Source organism: Micromonospora sp. B11E3 (assembly GCF_039871625.1).
In the GTDB taxonomy this organism is placed as follows: Bacteria; Actinomycetota; Actinomycetes; order Mycobacteriales; family Micromonosporaceae; genus Micromonospora.
The window spans coordinates 39,375-54,486 of the sequence record NZ_JBDPMC010000014.1 but is presented as its reverse complement, the minus strand read 5'-3'; the positions used below and the strand labels follow the sequence as shown (position 1 = coordinate 54,486).

Annotated in this window: 15 protein-coding genes; 7 read left to right on the top strand and 8 right to left on the bottom strand. The window is 73.6% G+C overall.

The window, feature by feature from the left end:
- Window positions 1–37: 37 nt before the first annotated feature.
- Window positions 38–670: a hypothetical protein gene (locus tag ABGB16_RS10430; protein ID WP_347667785.1), complete on the bottom strand. Its 633-nt coding sequence runs from the start codon at window positions 668–670 to the stop codon at window positions 38–40.
- Window positions 671–912: 242 nt separating this feature from the next.
- Between ABGB16_RS10430 and ABGB16_RS10425 the strand changes: the two genes are divergently transcribed.
- The 6 genes from ABGB16_RS10425 to ABGB16_RS10400 all read left to right on the top strand — a co-directional run bounded on the left by ABGB16_RS10425 (window position 913) and on the right by ABGB16_RS10400 (window position 8,548).
- A complete protein-coding gene (locus ABGB16_RS10425; protein WP_347667784.1) occupies window positions 913–2,445 on the top strand; it encodes a glycosyltransferase family 39 protein in 1,533 nt (510 codons plus the stop codon).
- 142 nt (window positions 2,446–2,587) lie between these two features.
- Entirely contained in the window at window positions 2,588–4,501 is a 1,914-nt protein-coding gene (locus ABGB16_RS10420) for a glycosyltransferase family 2 protein (protein ID WP_347667783.1), read from the top strand.
- On the top strand, window positions 4,489–5,598 hold the full coding sequence (locus tag ABGB16_RS10415; protein ID WP_347667782.1) for a glycosyl hydrolase: 1,110 nt from the start codon (window positions 4,489–4,491) through the stop codon (window positions 5,596–5,598). Before ABGB16_RS10420 ends, ABGB16_RS10415 begins: the two co-directional genes overlap by 13 nt.
- Window positions 5,599–5,758: 160 nt before the next feature.
- Entirely contained in the window at window positions 5,759–6,415 is a 657-nt protein-coding gene (locus ABGB16_RS10410) for a condensation domain-containing protein (protein WP_347667781.1), read from the top strand.
- Window positions 6,416–6,820: 405 nt separating this feature from the next.
- A complete protein-coding gene (locus ABGB16_RS10405; protein ID WP_347667780.1) occupies window positions 6,821–8,041 on the top strand; it encodes a transposase in 1,221 nt (406 codons plus the stop codon).
- A gap of 24 nt (window positions 8,042–8,065) precedes the next feature.
- Window positions 8,066–8,548: a hypothetical protein gene (locus ABGB16_RS10400; protein ID WP_347667779.1), complete on the top strand. Its 483-nt coding sequence runs from the start codon at window positions 8,066–8,068 to the stop codon at window positions 8,546–8,548.
- 99 nt (window positions 8,549–8,647) lie between these two features.
- Here the strand turns inward: ABGB16_RS10400 and ABGB16_RS10395 are convergent, their stop codons facing one another.
- Window positions 8,648–9,604 carry an NADP-dependent oxidoreductase gene (locus ABGB16_RS10395; protein WP_347667778.1) on the bottom strand — a complete coding sequence of 319 codons (957 nt, stop codon included), beginning with the start codon at window positions 9,602–9,604 and terminating at the stop codon, window positions 8,648–8,650.
- Window positions 9,605–9,928: 324 nt separating this feature from the next.
- Here ABGB16_RS10395 and ABGB16_RS10390 point away from each other — a divergent pair, with 324 nt between their 5' ends.
- Window positions 9,929–10,501: an NUDIX domain-containing protein gene (locus ABGB16_RS10390; RefSeq protein ID WP_347667777.1), complete on the top strand. Its 573-nt coding sequence runs from the start codon at window positions 9,929–9,931 to the stop codon at window positions 10,499–10,501.
- 3 nt (window positions 10,502–10,504) lie between these two features.
- Here the strand turns inward: ABGB16_RS10390 and ABGB16_RS10385 are convergent, their stop codons facing one another.
- From ABGB16_RS10385 to ABGB16_RS10360, 6 genes are all read right to left on the bottom strand, one after another.
- Window positions 10,505–10,792, bottom strand: coding sequence for a PRC-barrel domain-containing protein (locus tag ABGB16_RS10385; protein WP_347667776.1), 288 nt, complete (start codon window positions 10,790–10,792; stop codon window positions 10,505–10,507).
- Window positions 10,782–11,153, bottom strand: coding sequence for a hypothetical protein (locus ABGB16_RS10380; RefSeq protein ID WP_347667775.1), 372 nt, complete (start codon window positions 11,151–11,153; stop codon window positions 10,782–10,784). The genes ABGB16_RS10385 and ABGB16_RS10380 overlap by 11 nt, the downstream gene beginning before the upstream one ends.
- 1 nt (window position 11,154) lies before the next feature.
- The gene (locus ABGB16_RS10375; protein ID WP_347667774.1) at window positions 11,155–12,387 is read right to left on the bottom strand and encodes a divalent metal cation transporter; all 1,233 of its coding nucleotides are present in this window, start codon (window positions 12,385–12,387) and stop codon (window positions 11,155–11,157) included.
- Between the two features lie 22 nt (window positions 12,388–12,409).
- Window positions 12,410–12,859 (bottom strand): hypothetical protein, encoded by a 450-nt coding sequence (locus ABGB16_RS10370; RefSeq protein WP_347667773.1) that lies wholly within the window; start codon window positions 12,857–12,859, stop codon window positions 12,410–12,412.
- A 103-nt stretch (window positions 12,860–12,962) separates the two neighbouring features.
- Window positions 12,963–14,069 carry a hypothetical protein gene (locus ABGB16_RS10365; protein WP_347667772.1) on the bottom strand — a complete coding sequence of 369 codons (1,107 nt, stop codon included), beginning with the start codon at window positions 14,067–14,069 and terminating at the stop codon, window positions 12,963–12,965.
- 20 nt (window positions 14,070–14,089) lie between these two features.
- Window positions 14,090–14,863 (bottom strand): FkbM family methyltransferase, encoded by a 774-nt coding sequence (locus ABGB16_RS10360; RefSeq protein ID WP_347667771.1) that lies wholly within the window; start codon window positions 14,861–14,863, stop codon window positions 14,090–14,092.
- Window positions 14,864–15,112: the final 249 nt, after the last annotated feature.

The window sequence follows — 15,112 nt, the reverse complement described above, 5'->3', positions numbered from 1 at the left end:
CGGGCGCCGGCCCCGAGCCGCCGGGACGCGGTGCCGCTCAGCGCGGCGAGGCGTACGCCAGCGGCAGCGGCGTCGGCTGGCCCGGCCAGGTGCCGATCAGTCGGGCGCCGGCCGGGGCGCCCGCGTCGTCGCCGAGGCGGCGCGGGACGGTCAGCTCCACGGCGTCGGTCACGACGAGCGCGGGATCGCCGTCCACGACCCGGCGCAGCGCGCCGACGGCGGGGACGGGGCTGCCCTCGCCGCCGCTGCCGGTCACGGTCATGGTGGGCTGGCGGAGCTGGCGCCGGCCGTCGACCTCGAAGTACTCCTGCGCCTGGCCGGCGCCACCGAGGATCGCGCCGGCCAGGGCCGCGGCGTAGACGGGGTCGCCGCACGCGTCGTACACCCAGCGCCGGCCGAGCACCGAGTGCTCGGCGGTGCCGAGCAGCCAGTCGTCGCCGCCGTCCAGCGGCGCGCCCCGGTACGTCAGCGGCACCTGGTGGACCGGTCCGTCGCCGACCCGCAGGAGGGTGGTCTCGATCCCGACCTCCCCGGCCGGGTCGTCGAAACGGTAGGACGCCAGCCGCACGACGTCACCCGCCTGCCCCCGGTACCACGGGCGGCCGGGCAGCCAGCCGGCCAGGAGTTCGAGCTTCGTGGGGTGCAGTTCGGCCCGGTACAGCAGTGCCATGGGCGGAATCGTAGAGGCAGCCTCGCCTCCCGCGTCGGGCCACCCGGGGCTACTTCTCCGGCAACTGGGCGTTTCGTCCAAGTTAGTCTCACTATGCTCCAGATGCGCCCCGTAATCGAGCCAGGCCCAGGCTCCGGCATCGGCGCGCGCTGACAGATCCGTACGCCGTGACGCCGGCCCGCCGGCGCCCGGGGCGGCTCTGCCGTGGCCTCGATCGCCGGATCCACAGGAATGCGTGAGACATGTTGAAGGACGCGGACACGATAGTCCTGCCCCGGCTGCGGCAGGCGGCGGTCGGCGCCGAGGACCCCTGGGGTGAGGGCCACGGGGACGCCGGGAGCACGGGCCGCCGCTGCGCCCCGGGGTCCACCGCGGTCGGGGGCCACCGGTCGCCCGTCGCCGCGTGGCTGGTTCCCGCACTGCTGATGGCCGCGCTGAGCGTCGCCGGCGCGGGCGTGCCCGGCCTGGGCGGGGACGAGCTCGCCACCTGGCGGACGACCGCCGCGTCGTGGCGCGAGACCTGGTCCACGCTGCGCGCCGGCGACCTGCCCGCCGCGCCGTACCACCTGCTGGCGCGCGCGTGGGCGGAGGGCCTCGGCACGTCCGACCTGGCGCTGCGGGCGCCGTCGATGCTGGCCATGACCGCCGCGGCGGCCCTCGTCGGGGTGCTGGGTGCGAGGCTGTTCACGCCGCGCGTCGGCCTGCTGGCCGGCGTGCTCCTCGCGCTGCTGCCGGCGTCGAGCCGGTACGCGCAGGAGGCGCAGCCGTACGCGCTGGCCGTGCTGGCCGCCGTGCTCGCCACCCTGTCCCTCGCCCGGGCCGTCGACCGGCCGACGCTGTGGCGCTTCGCCGCCTACGGCGCCTCGGTGCTGGCGCTGGGCCTGTGCCACGTCCACGGACTGCTGCTGCTCGCCGGGCACGGCTGGGCCGTGCTGGCCTTCCGGCGCGCCGTGGCCGGCCGCTGGCTGGCCGCGGCGTGCCTCGGCGTGCTTCCCGTGGTCGCCCTGGCCCGGCTCGGCGGGCTGCCCGGCGCGCCGGCCGCCCGGGTTCCCGACCCGGCGGCGCTGGCCGCGGCCCCCCGCGAGCTGTTCGGCGTCGCCGCCCTGGGAGCCGTGCTGTTCGGCCTGTCGCTGTTCAGTCTTCCGCTGCGGTCCGCCGCCGCCGTCCTCACCGCGTGGGCGGTGGTGCCGCCGCTCGCGCTGCTGCTCCTTGCGCAGGTGGCACCCGTCTGGCTGCCGCAGGGCCTGCTGTTCACACTCCCGGCCTGGGCGACGCTCGGCGGGGTCGCCCTCGCCCGGGCGCGCCCCGGCTGGAGCGTCGCGGTGCTGGCGGCGATCGCGCTGGTTGGCGCGCCCGCGCAGGTGGCGCTGCGGGAACCCGACGGGCACCAGCAGGCCACCCGGCAGCTCGCCGCGATCATCGAGCGCGGGATGCGGCCCGGCGACGGCGTCGTCTACGGCCCGGCCGACACCGCCGACGGCCGGGCCGGCCGGGACCTGCTGGCGCGCTATCTTCCGGCCGCGCGTCGGCCGGCGGACGTGCTCGCCCGGGACGCCGGCGGCCCCCGTCCGGCCGCCGAACGCGCCGACGTCGCGGACTGCCTGCGGGACACGCGGCGGCTGTGGGTGGTCCGGCTGGGTGAGCGGGCGGACCCGCTGCACGGCATGGCCGGCGACAAGGAACGGGTGCTGCGGACGGCGTACCGGGTGGCGCAGGTCTGGCGGCCGACGGGGCTCACCCTGGCCCTCCTGGTGGACCGGGGCGCGGACGGGTGACCGCGGCCGGCGCGGGTGTGAGCACCCTTCGCCCGATCTGTACTTTTTGACCGTATTGCCGGCATAGGATCGGTCGAGGCCGAGTTCGTGGCGAGCAGAAGCCAGTCATGGGGGGAACGTGGGCGTCGCCAGCGATACACGCTTGTCTCAAGCCGCGGGGGAGCGGACCGTCGGTGGCCGTCCGCCGGTCGACGCCCCGACCGGGGCCACGCCCGGGCGGCGCCCCGACCGCCGCCAGCGCAACATCAGCGCGCGCCTCGCGTACGCGGCGTGCGGGGCCACCGCCGGACCGCTGGTCGCGCCGGCGCGCGCGGAGGCGGCGGTCCGGTTCCGGCACGTCCTCTCGCCCGCGTCCCGGCTGGTCCTGACGCTGCTCGTCGGCGTCAACGGCGCCGCCGGCGTGCTGTTCGTCGGCTGGCTGCTGCTGCCCGCGCACGTACCCGGGCCGGGCGTGACCGGGTTCGGCGACTGGCAGACCATCGCGGCCCGGCTCGGCTTCTGCGTGGTCGTCGGCGTGGAGCTGATCCGCCTCGCGCAGAACGTGGTGGTGTGGGTGTTCGCGTTCCACGCCAAGGATCCGGTCCCGGTCGATCCGCCGGTCGGCCTGCGGGTCGCCCTGCTCACCACGATCGTGCCCAGCAAGGAGCCCATCGACGTCGCCGAGCGGACGCTGCGCCGGATGCGGCAGATCGTGTACTGCGGCCAGGTCGACGTCTGGATCCTCGACGAGGGCGACGACCCGGCGGTGAAGGAGATGGCCGCGCGCCTCGGGGTGCACCACTTCAGCCGCAAGGGCCAGCCGCGGTACAACCAGCCGAGCGGCGAGTTCCGCGCCAGGACGAAGTCGGGCAACCACAACGCCTGGCGGGCCGAGCACGAGCACCGGTACGACGTGGTCGCCAACGTCGACCCGGACCACGTGCCGCTGCCGGGCTTCCTCGAACGCACGCTCGGCTACTTCCGCGACCCGGACGTCGCGTTCGTGGTCACCCCGCAGGTCTACGGCAACATGCACCAGAACTGGGTCGCCCACGGCGCCTCCGTCCAGCAGTACCTCTACAACGGCCTCATCGCGCGCGGCGGCAACGGGCTGGACGCCCCGCTGCTCACCGGCACCGGCCACCTCTACCGACCGGCGGCCTGGCGCAGCGTCGGCGGCTACCAGGACTCGATCATCGAGGACCACCTGACGAGCATCCGGGTCCACGCCGCCGTCAACCCCGACACGGGCAACCCGTGGAAGGGCGTCTACACCCCGGACGTGGTGGCCATCGGGGAGGGCCCGACGTCGTGGGCGGACTACTTCAACCAGCAGAAGCGGTGGGCCGCCGGCATCTGCGAGATCCTGGTACGCCCCGACCTGCGCGCGCCGCGTCAACTGCCGTCCCGGCGCCGCTGGCAGTACCGCCTGCTCCAGTTCTACTACCCCAGCGTCGCGGTCAGCCTCCTGCTGGGCAACCTCGCCACGGCCCTGTACCTGCTCACCGGCGTGGGCGCCGCCCAACTCGACGTCACCGTCTGGTCGGCGCTGTGGGGCTCGACCATCGGCGCCTGGTTCGTGTTGTGGCTCTGGCTGCGCCGCTTCAACATCGCCCCCCACGAACGGGAGGAGATCGGCCTGGTCGGCATGGCGCTGGCGCTGTTCACCGGCCCCGTGTACGTGGCCGCCGCCGTCGGCGCGCTGCTACGCCGCAAGCTCGCGTTCGTGGTCACCGCCAAGGGAAAGCTGCGCACCACCGAGTCGCTCGGCACGTTCCGGCTGCACTACGCGTGGGCGGCCTTCGCCGCCGCCCTGCTCGGGGCGAGCTTCGTGCTGGACCACGACGTGGCCCTGCTGCGGGTGTGGCCGGTGCTGACCCTGCTGACCGGCCTGCTCCCGCCGCTGATCGCGATCGGGTCGGGCCTCGCGGCCCGCCGCGCACCGGACCCGGGCGGCGCGCACCGGCGCGGCCGGCATCGCCGCGACACGGCCGCGCGCGCCGGACGCGTCGCGAGCCGGCGCCGCCCGCCGAGGGCGCGGGTGACCGCCGGAAGGGGCGCACCGTGGCACGGCTGAGCGTCCCGCGGGTCATGATGGCGCTGGCCGGCGCGCTGCTGCTGACGTACGCCTTCGCCGTCGCCCCGCGGGCCGCGCCCGCGGGACGGGAACCGGCCGGATCGACCGCGCCGCCCCGACCGGCCCCGGCGGTCTTCCCGCCGGAGGGCAAGACGTTCATCGGCATCATGACCCGCGAGGGGCCGTACGACTTCACGCCGGTGGAGGCGTTCACCGCGGCGGCGCAGCGCCAGCCGCAGGTGATGCTGTTCAGCGCGGGGTGGGCCGCCACCCCGTTCGACCGTGCGCTGTTCGACCGGATCAGCGGCCGCGGCATGCTGCCGATGCTGGGCTGGGAGCCGTGGGACCAACGCGTGGACGAGGAGCACCGCAGGAAGGGCCTGAAGAACCGCGACATCGACAAGATCCGGGCGAACCAGCCCGGGTACCGGCTGTCCCGGATCGCCGACGGGAGCCTCGACGGCCACCTGCGGTCCTGGGCCGAGGGGATCCGCTCGCTCGGCTACCCGGTGGCCATCCGGTTCGCCCACGAGATGAACGGCGACTGGTACCCGTGGTGCGAGTCGGTCAACGGCAACCGCCCCGGCGACTACGTCCGGGCCTGGCGCCACGTCCACGACCTGTTCGAGGAGGTCGGGGCGACCAACGTCATCTGGGTGTGGAGCCCGAACGTCAGATGGGACGATTCGGACCCGAAGCTGTCCGCGTTCTACCCGGGGGACGCCTACGTCGACTGGGTCGGCCTCTCCGGCTACTACGGCACGGGGGCCTTCGCGGCCTACCTGTCCTTCGACGCGATCTTCAAGCGCAGCATCGACGAGATCCGCACCTTCAGCCGCCGACCGCTGGTCGTCACCGAGACCGGCGCCTCCGACGCCGGTGGGCGCAAGGCCGAGTGGATCACCGAGACGTTCCGCGTGCTGCCGAGCCACCCGGACGTCATCGGCGTCATCTGGTTCGAGGTGAACAAGGAGCGGGACTGGCGCATCGTCAGCTCACCCGCCGTGGCCAGGGCCTTCGCCAAGGCGGTCGCCGTCGCCCAGTACGACTTCGGCTGGTCGCCGGACACGGTCCCGCGTACCGACCTGCAGAGGTAGTCGAACGCCATCCCGATCATGGACCACTGTGGAGCGACAAGGGGCCGTACGGCCAGTAGTGAATGAGGTTTAACGGAGGGGGGCCGTTGGTTGAACTCACTACCATCGTCAGGTATCGATGCCAACGGCACCGGCGATGGCACGTGCGGGGGGAAATGCGGTGCAGGGATCCGGCGAGTACACCTTCCCCGCATCCTCGGCCCAGGAGTGGATCTGGCTGGCCAGCCAGGTCGGCACCGACGCCGCCGCATACAACCTCCGCGGCTACGCCGAACTCCCGGCGGGGCTCGACACCGGGCAGGCGCGTGCCGCGCTGGCCGAGCTCGTCCGCCGGCACGAGCCGCTGCGCACCGCGCTGCGGCTGCGCGACGGCGCGCTGGCCCAGGTCGTGCACGCCGAGCTGCCGGTCGAGCTGGCCGAGCTGGACCTGACCGACCTGCCCGACGCCGAGCGGCTGCGCCGGCTGGAGGAGAGCGAGGCGGCGAGCCTGGCCCAGCCGTTCGCCCTCGACCGGGCCCCGCTGTGGCGGGCCCGGCTGATCCGGCTGCCGCAGGGCGCCCGCCTGGAGTTCATCGCCCACCACGCGATCTTCGACGGCAACTCGGTGCCCGTGTTCGCCGCCGAGATGCGCGAGCTGGGCCAGGCGGCCGTCGAGGGCCGGGCGGCCCGACTGCCCGAGCTGGAGCACGGTCGACCGGACCGCGCCGCTGCGCGAGGCGGGCTGCTCGACGGGGTGACTCCGGTAGGTTTCCTGCACGTCTCGGCGGGCAAGATATGGGCCCCGCCGGGCTTGACAGGCACGACGCTCCCTGCATAGGCGGAAATCGAGCTAATCGCGGGGTCCGAACGCGACGGGATCCGCCCAGTCGGGCCCGGTGCCCGTCCGAGCGGGGTGGAGCAGCAGCGCGACCTGAGCGCGAAGACGTACCAGAGCGCCAGCCAGCTCGCCAGCCGACTGCGGGGCTACGTGGACAAGGCCGCCGGCTTCGCCAAGAACAACCCGGTCACCTGGGACGGCGTTATCATCAGGCCCGGCCAGGTCGCCGCCCGGGAACTGGAGGTCGTCGTCCCGCGCGGTGCCACCGCCGCCAGCAGAACGTCCTCAATCAGATCGTCCAGTACGTGCCGGCAAGGGGGTCACCGAATCACCGCCAGGATGCCCCGTCCTTCAGTGCGGGGAGGAATGGCGGACGCGCTGTCAGCCACGATTGTCCTGTCTGGTATGACTGGTCCTGTGCGGACGGCGTACAAGTGTCGGGCGTACCCGACCCCGGAGCAGGCTGCGGTACTCTCCCGCACGTTCGGGTGTGTACGCGTCGTCTGGAATCGCACCCTCGCCGCTCGGCATGCCCGCTGGCATGCCGAGCGGGAATCCACCTCCTACGCGGAGACGGACCGGGCGTTGACTGAGGCGAAGAAGCTGCCCGAGCTGGCATTCCTCAACGAGGTCAGCTCGGTGCCGTTGCAGCAGACCCTGCGGCACCAGCACACCGCCATGACCGCGTTCTTCGCCAAACGGGCTCGGTATCCGCGCTACAAGTCTCGCCACGGCCGACAGTCCGCCAGTTTCACCCGGTCGGCCTTCCGCCTGCGCGGCGGGAACCTGTCGTTGGGTAAGACACCGGGCGAATTGCGGTTCGTGTGGTCGTGGCCCAACGTGGACGTGACCGCGCTGAACCCGACGATGGTAACGGTGTCCCGCGACCCGGACGGCCGCTGGTTCGTCACCTTCGCCGTCGACATCGCCGCACCCGCCGCCCCCGACCCCACCGGCCAGGTCGTCGGTGTCGACCTGGGCCTGACCGACTTCGCGGTGCTGTCCACCGGCGAACGCATCCCCCACCCGAGGCACACGGAACGGCGCGAACGCCGGCTCAAGCGGTATCAGCGGATGATGGCCCGCAAGCAGAAGGGCTCCGCCAACCGCGCCAAAGCCCGGCGGAAGGTCGCCCGGGCGCATTCGCGGGTACGCGACGCGCGCCGGGACTTCCTCCACCAGCAGTCCACCTCTTTGGTACGGCGGTTCGACGCCATCGCGGTGGAGGATCTGGCGGTGGCGAACATGGTCCGCAACCGGTCCCTGGCCAGATCGATCTCCCGCACCGGCTGGGGCGAGTTCCGCACTTTGCTGACCTACAAGGCGCACCGCGACGGCCGTACCCTCGCGGTGGTGGACCGCTGGTACCCGTCCAGCAAAACGTGTTCGGCGTGCGGGCATCTGCTCGCCACGCTTTCTCTCGGCATACGGCAGTGGTCGTGTCCGGGGTGCGGCACCCGGCATGACCGGGACGTCAACGCCGCCCAGAACATCGCCGTCGCGGCCGGGCTGGTCGAGACACAAAACGCTTGCGGAGCGGACGTCAGACACGAAGGGCTTCCTTTCGTGCGGTCTGCGGTGAACCAGGAACTCTTGGGCGCGAGCCCGGGAATCTCCCGCGTTTAGGCGGGAGAGGATGTCAACAAGCGCGTGCAGTACATGTTCCACGCCCCGGCGGTGCACCCCGGCAACCCCGACCAGCTCACCGACGGCGGTGGGCCGTCGTTCCTGCCGGCGGAGAACCGCGGCCCCGGGTACGCCGAGCGGACCGCCCAAGGGATCGGCCTGCCCCGGGGCGAGCGCCGGATGGGCCACCTGTCCACCCTCCAGCGCAGCTCCCGCGCCCCGGACGGCACCCCGATGCACGTGCGCGTCGACGGCCCCGGCTTCGACGCCCTCGACGTACCCGACGGCAGCAGCCAGCCGAAGCTGCACTTCAGCGTCTTCGTGCCGACCGCCGACTTCTTCGGCCGGATGCGACGCAGCCAGGCCGCCGTCGACCTGGCCCGCCGGCACCGGGTGGCCGAGCAGGACAACGGCCTGGAGCGCTTCCTCACCTGCACCCGACGGCAGAACTTTCTGATCCCACCCCGCCGCCACCGCGCCTTCCCCCTGCTGGAACTCGCCGACTGACCGGCTGGTCGCCGCCCCGGGCGGGGGTCACCCGAGCTCGGCGGCGCCGAGACCGGCAGCCTCCACAGTGGCACGTCGGCGACCGGCGGCCGCTCACCCTCATTCGGCGGGGAGGATCACCGTCCTGCCCTCGCCGTCGCTGGTGAGGGGCCGGCTCAGCAGGCTCGGCGCGTCGTCCAGCCGTACCGTCCGGATCGGCGGGGCCGCGACCTGGCCCGCCACGACGGCGTCCGCGAGCCGCGCGAGCAGGTCCGGTGTCATGTTGACCGCGAAGTTGATCGCGCTGATTCCGTAGTCGGCCAGGTCGTCGACGTCGGCGGCGAAGCGGGTCGACAGGGCCGTACCGCCGACGCGGACGAGCGGCGCCAGCGCGGCGAACGCCTCGGCGTCGCTCGCCAGGTCGACGAGGACGGCGATGCCGTCCGGGCACGCCGCGCCCACGGCGTCCGGGATCGAGACCGCGGCGCGGTCGAAGTTCTCCGCCGCGCCGTACGCGCGCAACCGGTCCGCCGCGCCCGCCCGAGCGACGGTGAGCACCCTGGCGCCGGAGGCGGCGAGGAACTGCGTCAGGAAGGACCCGACCCCGCCGGCCGCGCCGACGATCAGCACGGTCTCGCCGGTCAGCGGCCCGAGGCCGTCGGCGATGTTCAGGGCGGCGCCGCCGGCCGTGGGCAGCGTCGCCGCGGTCTCCAGATCCAGCCCGGGTGGCACCCGCGCCAGGTTCGCCTCCTCCGGCGCCGCGACCTGCTCGGCGTACGTCCCGGTCGAGCCGAGGGGCGGCAGGAACAGTTGGCCGAACACGGCGTCGCCCGGCGCGAACCGGGTCACGTGCTCGCCGACGGCCTCGACGACCCCCGCCATGTCGATGCCCATGATCAGGGGAAATCTCGCGTCCGCGCCCCGGGCCGCCCATTCTCCGTTGGCGATCGCCAGGTCGATCGGGTTGACGCCCGCCGCACGGATCGCGACCAGCACCTCCCCGTGCCCGGCCCGGGGATCGGGAAGTTCCATGATCGTCGGACGCGCGCTGTAGTTCGCGACCGCCACCGCTCGCACCCGAGATCACCTCATCCGGACTGGGTATTTGGCCCGATAAGGGTATCCCAGCAGGAATCCCCGCAAAGGCGAAAGAACGTGCAGAGCGGCCGATGGCTGAGACGAGCTGGAGCAGATCCTCGCCGACGCCCGCCTACCCGACCCAGGCGTTCAACTCGGCGGAGATGAACGCCGCGATCGCCGCCGCGACCCGGGGCGGCATGACGCTGGGCGGTGCACGTGAGGGCCCCCGCGCGGCACCGTCGGCTTGCCCGCGGCGGGCGGGCGACCGGCAGGGCGCGTCACGCGACGGGGCTCCCACCCGTGGCGACTAAGCTCGCCGGCATGCCCGCCGTCGCCCGACCGATCGTCGACCTCCTGTCCAGCTTCCGTCCGCAGGACCCGACGGAGGCCGCCGACGTGGCCCGCGTACGCGGGCTGCTGGCGACCGCCGAGGACCCGTGGCTGCGGTCGACGCCCCTGCACCTCACCGCGTCCGCGCTGGTCGTGCATCCCGACAGCGGGAGGATCCTGCTGCGCTGGCACCAGCGGCAGCAGGCGTGGCTGCAGGTCGGCGGCCACGGCGACCCGGGGGAGACCGACCCGGTCGACATCGCGCTGCGCGAGGGCCGCGAGGAGACCGGCCTGACCGACCTGGTCCCGTGGCCGGACGCGGCGCTGCTGCACCTGGTGATCGTGTCGGTGAACGCCAGGGGCGACGAACCCGCCCACGAGCACGCCGACCTGCGGTTCGTCCTGGCCACGGCCGAGCCGCGGGCGGCCCGCCCCGAGACGCCCGACGCGCCGCTGCGCTGGTTCACGCCGGCCGAGGCCCGCGCGGCGACCAGCGAGGACAACCTGCGGGAGAGCCTGACCCGCGTGCGGCGGCTGCTCGACGGCACCCGGCCCGTCGGGTAGGACTCAGAGCCGGGCGTCCCGCCACGGCACGCGGGTGAGGTGGCGGCGCAGGACGAGGTGGGCGAGGCGTTCGAGCAGCCACGGGCCCGCCGTCTCGTGGCGCTCGTAGCCGAGGAGCCGACCCCACCGTCCGGCGGTGACGATCAGGGCGGTGACGCGTTCACGGCCGTCGCCGTCGCGGGTGGTCTCGATGTCGGCGACCCGGCCCAGGACGCGGCCGTCGGCGTCCCGGACGGGACGCCGCAGCAGGGCGCCGGCCCGCAGCGTGTCCCCGGACCGGTCAGCCCGCATCGGTCGCTCCGGGGATGCGGGCGACCAGGGCGTCGCGCAGCCAGGTCTCCAGGGGCGGATCGGGCAGGATCTCGCGACGCACGGAGAGGGTGACCGCGCTGGTGACCTCGGCCACCAGGTCGTACGGGATGCGGATGGGGCCACGGTCGTGGTCGGGCGCCAGCCGTCGGGCCGTACCGGCCAGCCAGCGGCCGAGGACGCCGCCGATGCGTTCGCCGAGCGCCTGCTGGCCGACGAGCAGCGCCGCCACGTACGGCGTGCCGTCGTCGGCCAGCGCCAACTCCACGTCGTCGACCTTCCCGACCGGTTCGCCGTCGGAGTCGAGGATCTGCCGGTCGAGCAGGTCGAAGCCGATGAGCATGTCAGCCACCTCCCATCCGGGTGACGAGCATCAGGGGGATCGCGGCGGTCGCGGCGGCGAGGACCACGACCAGGTAGAACAGGCCGACGCCGTTGGCGAGTCGGCCGTTGACGCGCCCACCGAGGTAGCCGCGGTCGTTGGCGACGACGAGGATCGGCAGGTACGTCAGCGGCAGCGCCACCGCGCTGAACACCAGGGTGTACTCCGTCAGCTGGATCGGGTCGATGGTGGTCATGAGCACCGCCACGCCGACGAGGATCGCGATCATGAGTACGGTGTGGAAGCGGGCCGCCTCCCGGGGGCGGCGCAGCTTGCCCCAGGCCCAGCCGAAGTACTGGGCGACCGTGTACGCGCTGGACAACCCCGTCTCCATGGCCGCGCCGAAGGTGGCGGCGAAGAAGCCGAGGATCGCCGCGGCCAGGCCCAGCTTCCCGAGCGCGACCGCGGCGGGCAGGGCGACCTGGGACAGCGCGTCGACGGACGCCCCGAGGGGCTGGAACACGGTGGCGGAGGCGACCATCAGCGCGAACGCGAGCAGGCCACCGAGCGGGAACCCGACGAACACGTTGACCCGCGAGGTGAGCAGGTCCCTCGTGCGCCAGCGTTCCTCCACCCCGCCGGAGGAGAAGAAGAACACCTCGTACGGGGTCATGGCCGAGGCGAACAGCGCGACGGCGAAGAACCAGTAGGTGCCCCAGTCCTCGCCGGCGGGCGGCCCGGGGTGGCTGGCCTGCTGCCACAGCTGCCCGGCGTCCGGGTGCAGGCGGAACAGCGCGATGACGAACACGACCAGGGCCAGGCCGGTGAGCCCGAAGACGTTCTCCAGCAGCGAGAACTTCGCCCGCCACAGCGCGACCCAGAGCACGACCGCGACGACCGGCACCCACAGCAGGTAGTGGACGCTGGTGGCCAGTTGCAGCGCCAGCCCGACGCCGCCGATCTCCGCGCCGAGGGTCAGCACCGTGACGAACAGGGAACCGGCGAGGTTGGCCAGCGCCACCCGCGGCCCGAGGCGCTCGCGGACGAGGTCGAAGACCGGACGGCCGCTGACCGCGGTCACCCGGCCGCTCATTTCGGCGTACGCGCAGATGCCGACCACGCCGAGCAGCAGGACCCAGGCGTGGGCGACGCCGAACCGGGCACCGGCCTCGGCGTTGGCGACGATGTCGCCGATGTCGACGAATCCGCCGATGGCGGTCAGGATGCCCAGCGCGACGGCGAGGACCCGTTTCACGACGATGCCCCGCGAACCCGGCTCACCGGTTGTCCTCGATGAGGTCGTCCAGCCGGCGGGCGGTGTCGTCGAGGGCGGCGACGGCGTCGCGGAGGGTCCGCTCGTCGGCGGCGGTCGCGGCCCGGGACAACTCGCGGGCGGTGGCGTGCACCAGCGGGGCGAGCCGGTCGCGCAGCGCGGCCGAGGCGCCGTCGGGGGCGAGCGCGCTCCCGAGTTTCTTCTGCGCGCCGGCCACGGCCCGTACGGCGTCGTCGTAGGCGGTGGCCGCGACGGGGTCGAAGAGGCGGCCACGCAGCTGCTGGCGGCCGACCAGCGCGCCGGTGGCCGCGGCGTCGTGCGCCGAGGCGGCCACCTGCAGCGCGGTGCGCAGGTAGCCGGACGCGTCCTCCGGTCGCGTCGCCTGGTACGCCAGCCCCGCCCAGAGCCCCAGCACGGCCAGGGCCGCGACCGTCAAGCGGTACGTCCTCGTCACGCTGGTCGTACCTACCCACGCGGTGCGGCCCGCCAACCCCGCCTGCGAGGTGTTTTCCGTGCCACGCGACCCCGTCCGGCCGGCGGTGTGACCGGCCGTCGGGTCAGGGCCGGTCGCCGCGCGGGTGCCCCGGCCGGCGGTCCGTCGGCCGGCGGGGCGCGACCGGCCCGCCGGGGAAGTCCCGGCCGCCGCTCCACAGCGCCGGCACCGCGTCCAGGCTGCGGGCCAACTCGTACGCGATGCTCTCGTAGTTGACCCGCCAGCCGCGGAAGTCCGGCCAGGACTCCTCGGCCGAGCGTTCCAGCACGAAGCCGGCCCGCTGCACGTGCGCCACCGCCTCCGCGTACTCCTCGAACGTGAGCTGGAGCGGGCCGTCCGGGCGGGGGTCGGGGTCGAACGGGACGCGGATGAGCCGGGCGATGTCGCGCAGCGCGGTGAAGCCCGAGCGCAGCATCAGCCGCGCGGCGGGGACCGGCGCCGCCGACGGGGCCAGGGAGATGTGCATGGCGGCGGCGTCCATCACCGCGGTCAGGGCGATCACCCAGCTGCGGTAGGGGCGCGGCGAGCGGAAGGACAGCAGTACGGGGTAGTTGGTGTGGGTCTCGCCGATGTCGGCGGCCAGCCGTTCCCAGTCCTCGTACAGCCCGCGCAGCTCGTCCACCGTGCCGACGAGGGCCTGGCGGGCCAGCAGCTCCGGCCCCCACGCGGGCAGGGAGACGCGGGACTGCAACAGCGTGACCTCCAGCTCCCGCCGGTTGTACGCGCCGTACAACGTCGGCAGGTAGGCGATCTGCAGCGCGATGACCAGCGGCCCGCTCGCGGCGGCCGCGAAGTCCAGCGGGGTGAGCCGGCTGCGGGTGCCGGAGGCGAACCCGAGGGTGAACAGGCTGGACCCGGCCTCCCGGAACGAGTCGGGCCACGACAGCCCGGAGGCGGAGTGCATGAGCAGCGCGTACGCGATCAGCAGCCCGGCCAGCCAGGACCACAGCATCGCGAGCAGCACGATCGGCGGCAGCCAGACGAGGAGCCGGTCCCGTGCGTCGTAGCTGCGGAAGGGCGCCGCCGCGCCGCGCAGCAGCCGGCGCGCCGACCGCCACAGCACCCGTACCAGCAACGAACCCAGGCCGCGCGGGACCACCAGGTTGCGCAGGACGCTGCCCACCGTGACGACCAGGACGGCCAGTCCGAGCACTCCGGAGACCCACCGCATCCAGGCGACTTCCCGGCCGGTCAGGACACGCAGTACACGTCGCCGGAGTTGGCGGCGTGCGGCAGCGCGTCCAGGTGCGCCGCGATCGCCTCCGCCGACAGCCACCCGGGAAAGGTCAGGGCCATGTCGTCACCCAGCGCCATGTTGAAGCCGTGGAAGCCCAGCGCCGCGAGCCGGTCGAGGCAGCGTCGCGCGAGCGGGCGCTCGATCGTGGTGAACTCGAAGGACAGCGCGGGCAGGGCGCGGCTCAGCCCCGCCAGCACCGCGTCCTCGAAACCCTCGACGTCGATCTTGACGAAGGCCGGCTCGCCGTGCTCGGCGATGAGCCTGTCGAGGGTGACGGACCGTACGGTGAGCGTCGAGTCCCACACCTCGCCCTCCCACCCGTCCGCACCGTCCGCCGCCTGGACGAACTGGGAGGAGGCGCTGGACACCGTGGGGTTGGCGGAGTTGACGTACAGCTCGACGCCGCCGCAGCGGGCACCGCACGCCGCCTCCACGACCGTGACCCGGTCGTCGTCGCCGCCGTACAGGGCGCGGAGGGCGCGTACGCACAGCGGCTGAGGCTCCACGGCCACGACGCGGGCACCGAGGCGGCGGAAGCTGCCGACCCGGTCGCCCACGTGTGCCCCGACGTCGAGGACGAGGTCACCGGCGTGGACGAACTGCGCGTACAGCGCGTCCATGGCGGTGTCGCGCTCGGGGTGCCCGTAGTAGGAGTCGAGTGAACGGCGGAGCGCGGACAGCTCCGGATCGGTCCTGAGCGCCTGGATCGCTTTCGTCTGGGCGTCCACTCGGAGACGGTAGCCCCGGCCGTGCCGGGTTCTGCCCGGTTTCGCCGAAAACAGCCCCCGCCGAGAGCATGGGAGTGCCCGTGATCAATAGTTTTCCTCACCTTGCCCGAGCCACCGCCGGACCGCTGAGAAGTCCGTGTCGGTCAGGCCGACGTACGGGTCGACCTGATGCGCCAGCCGCGGAAATCAGCGACTGTGAATCTCGCCATGCTCTCCTTGCCCTCGGCCACCCGGGGCTGTTGGCTCGTC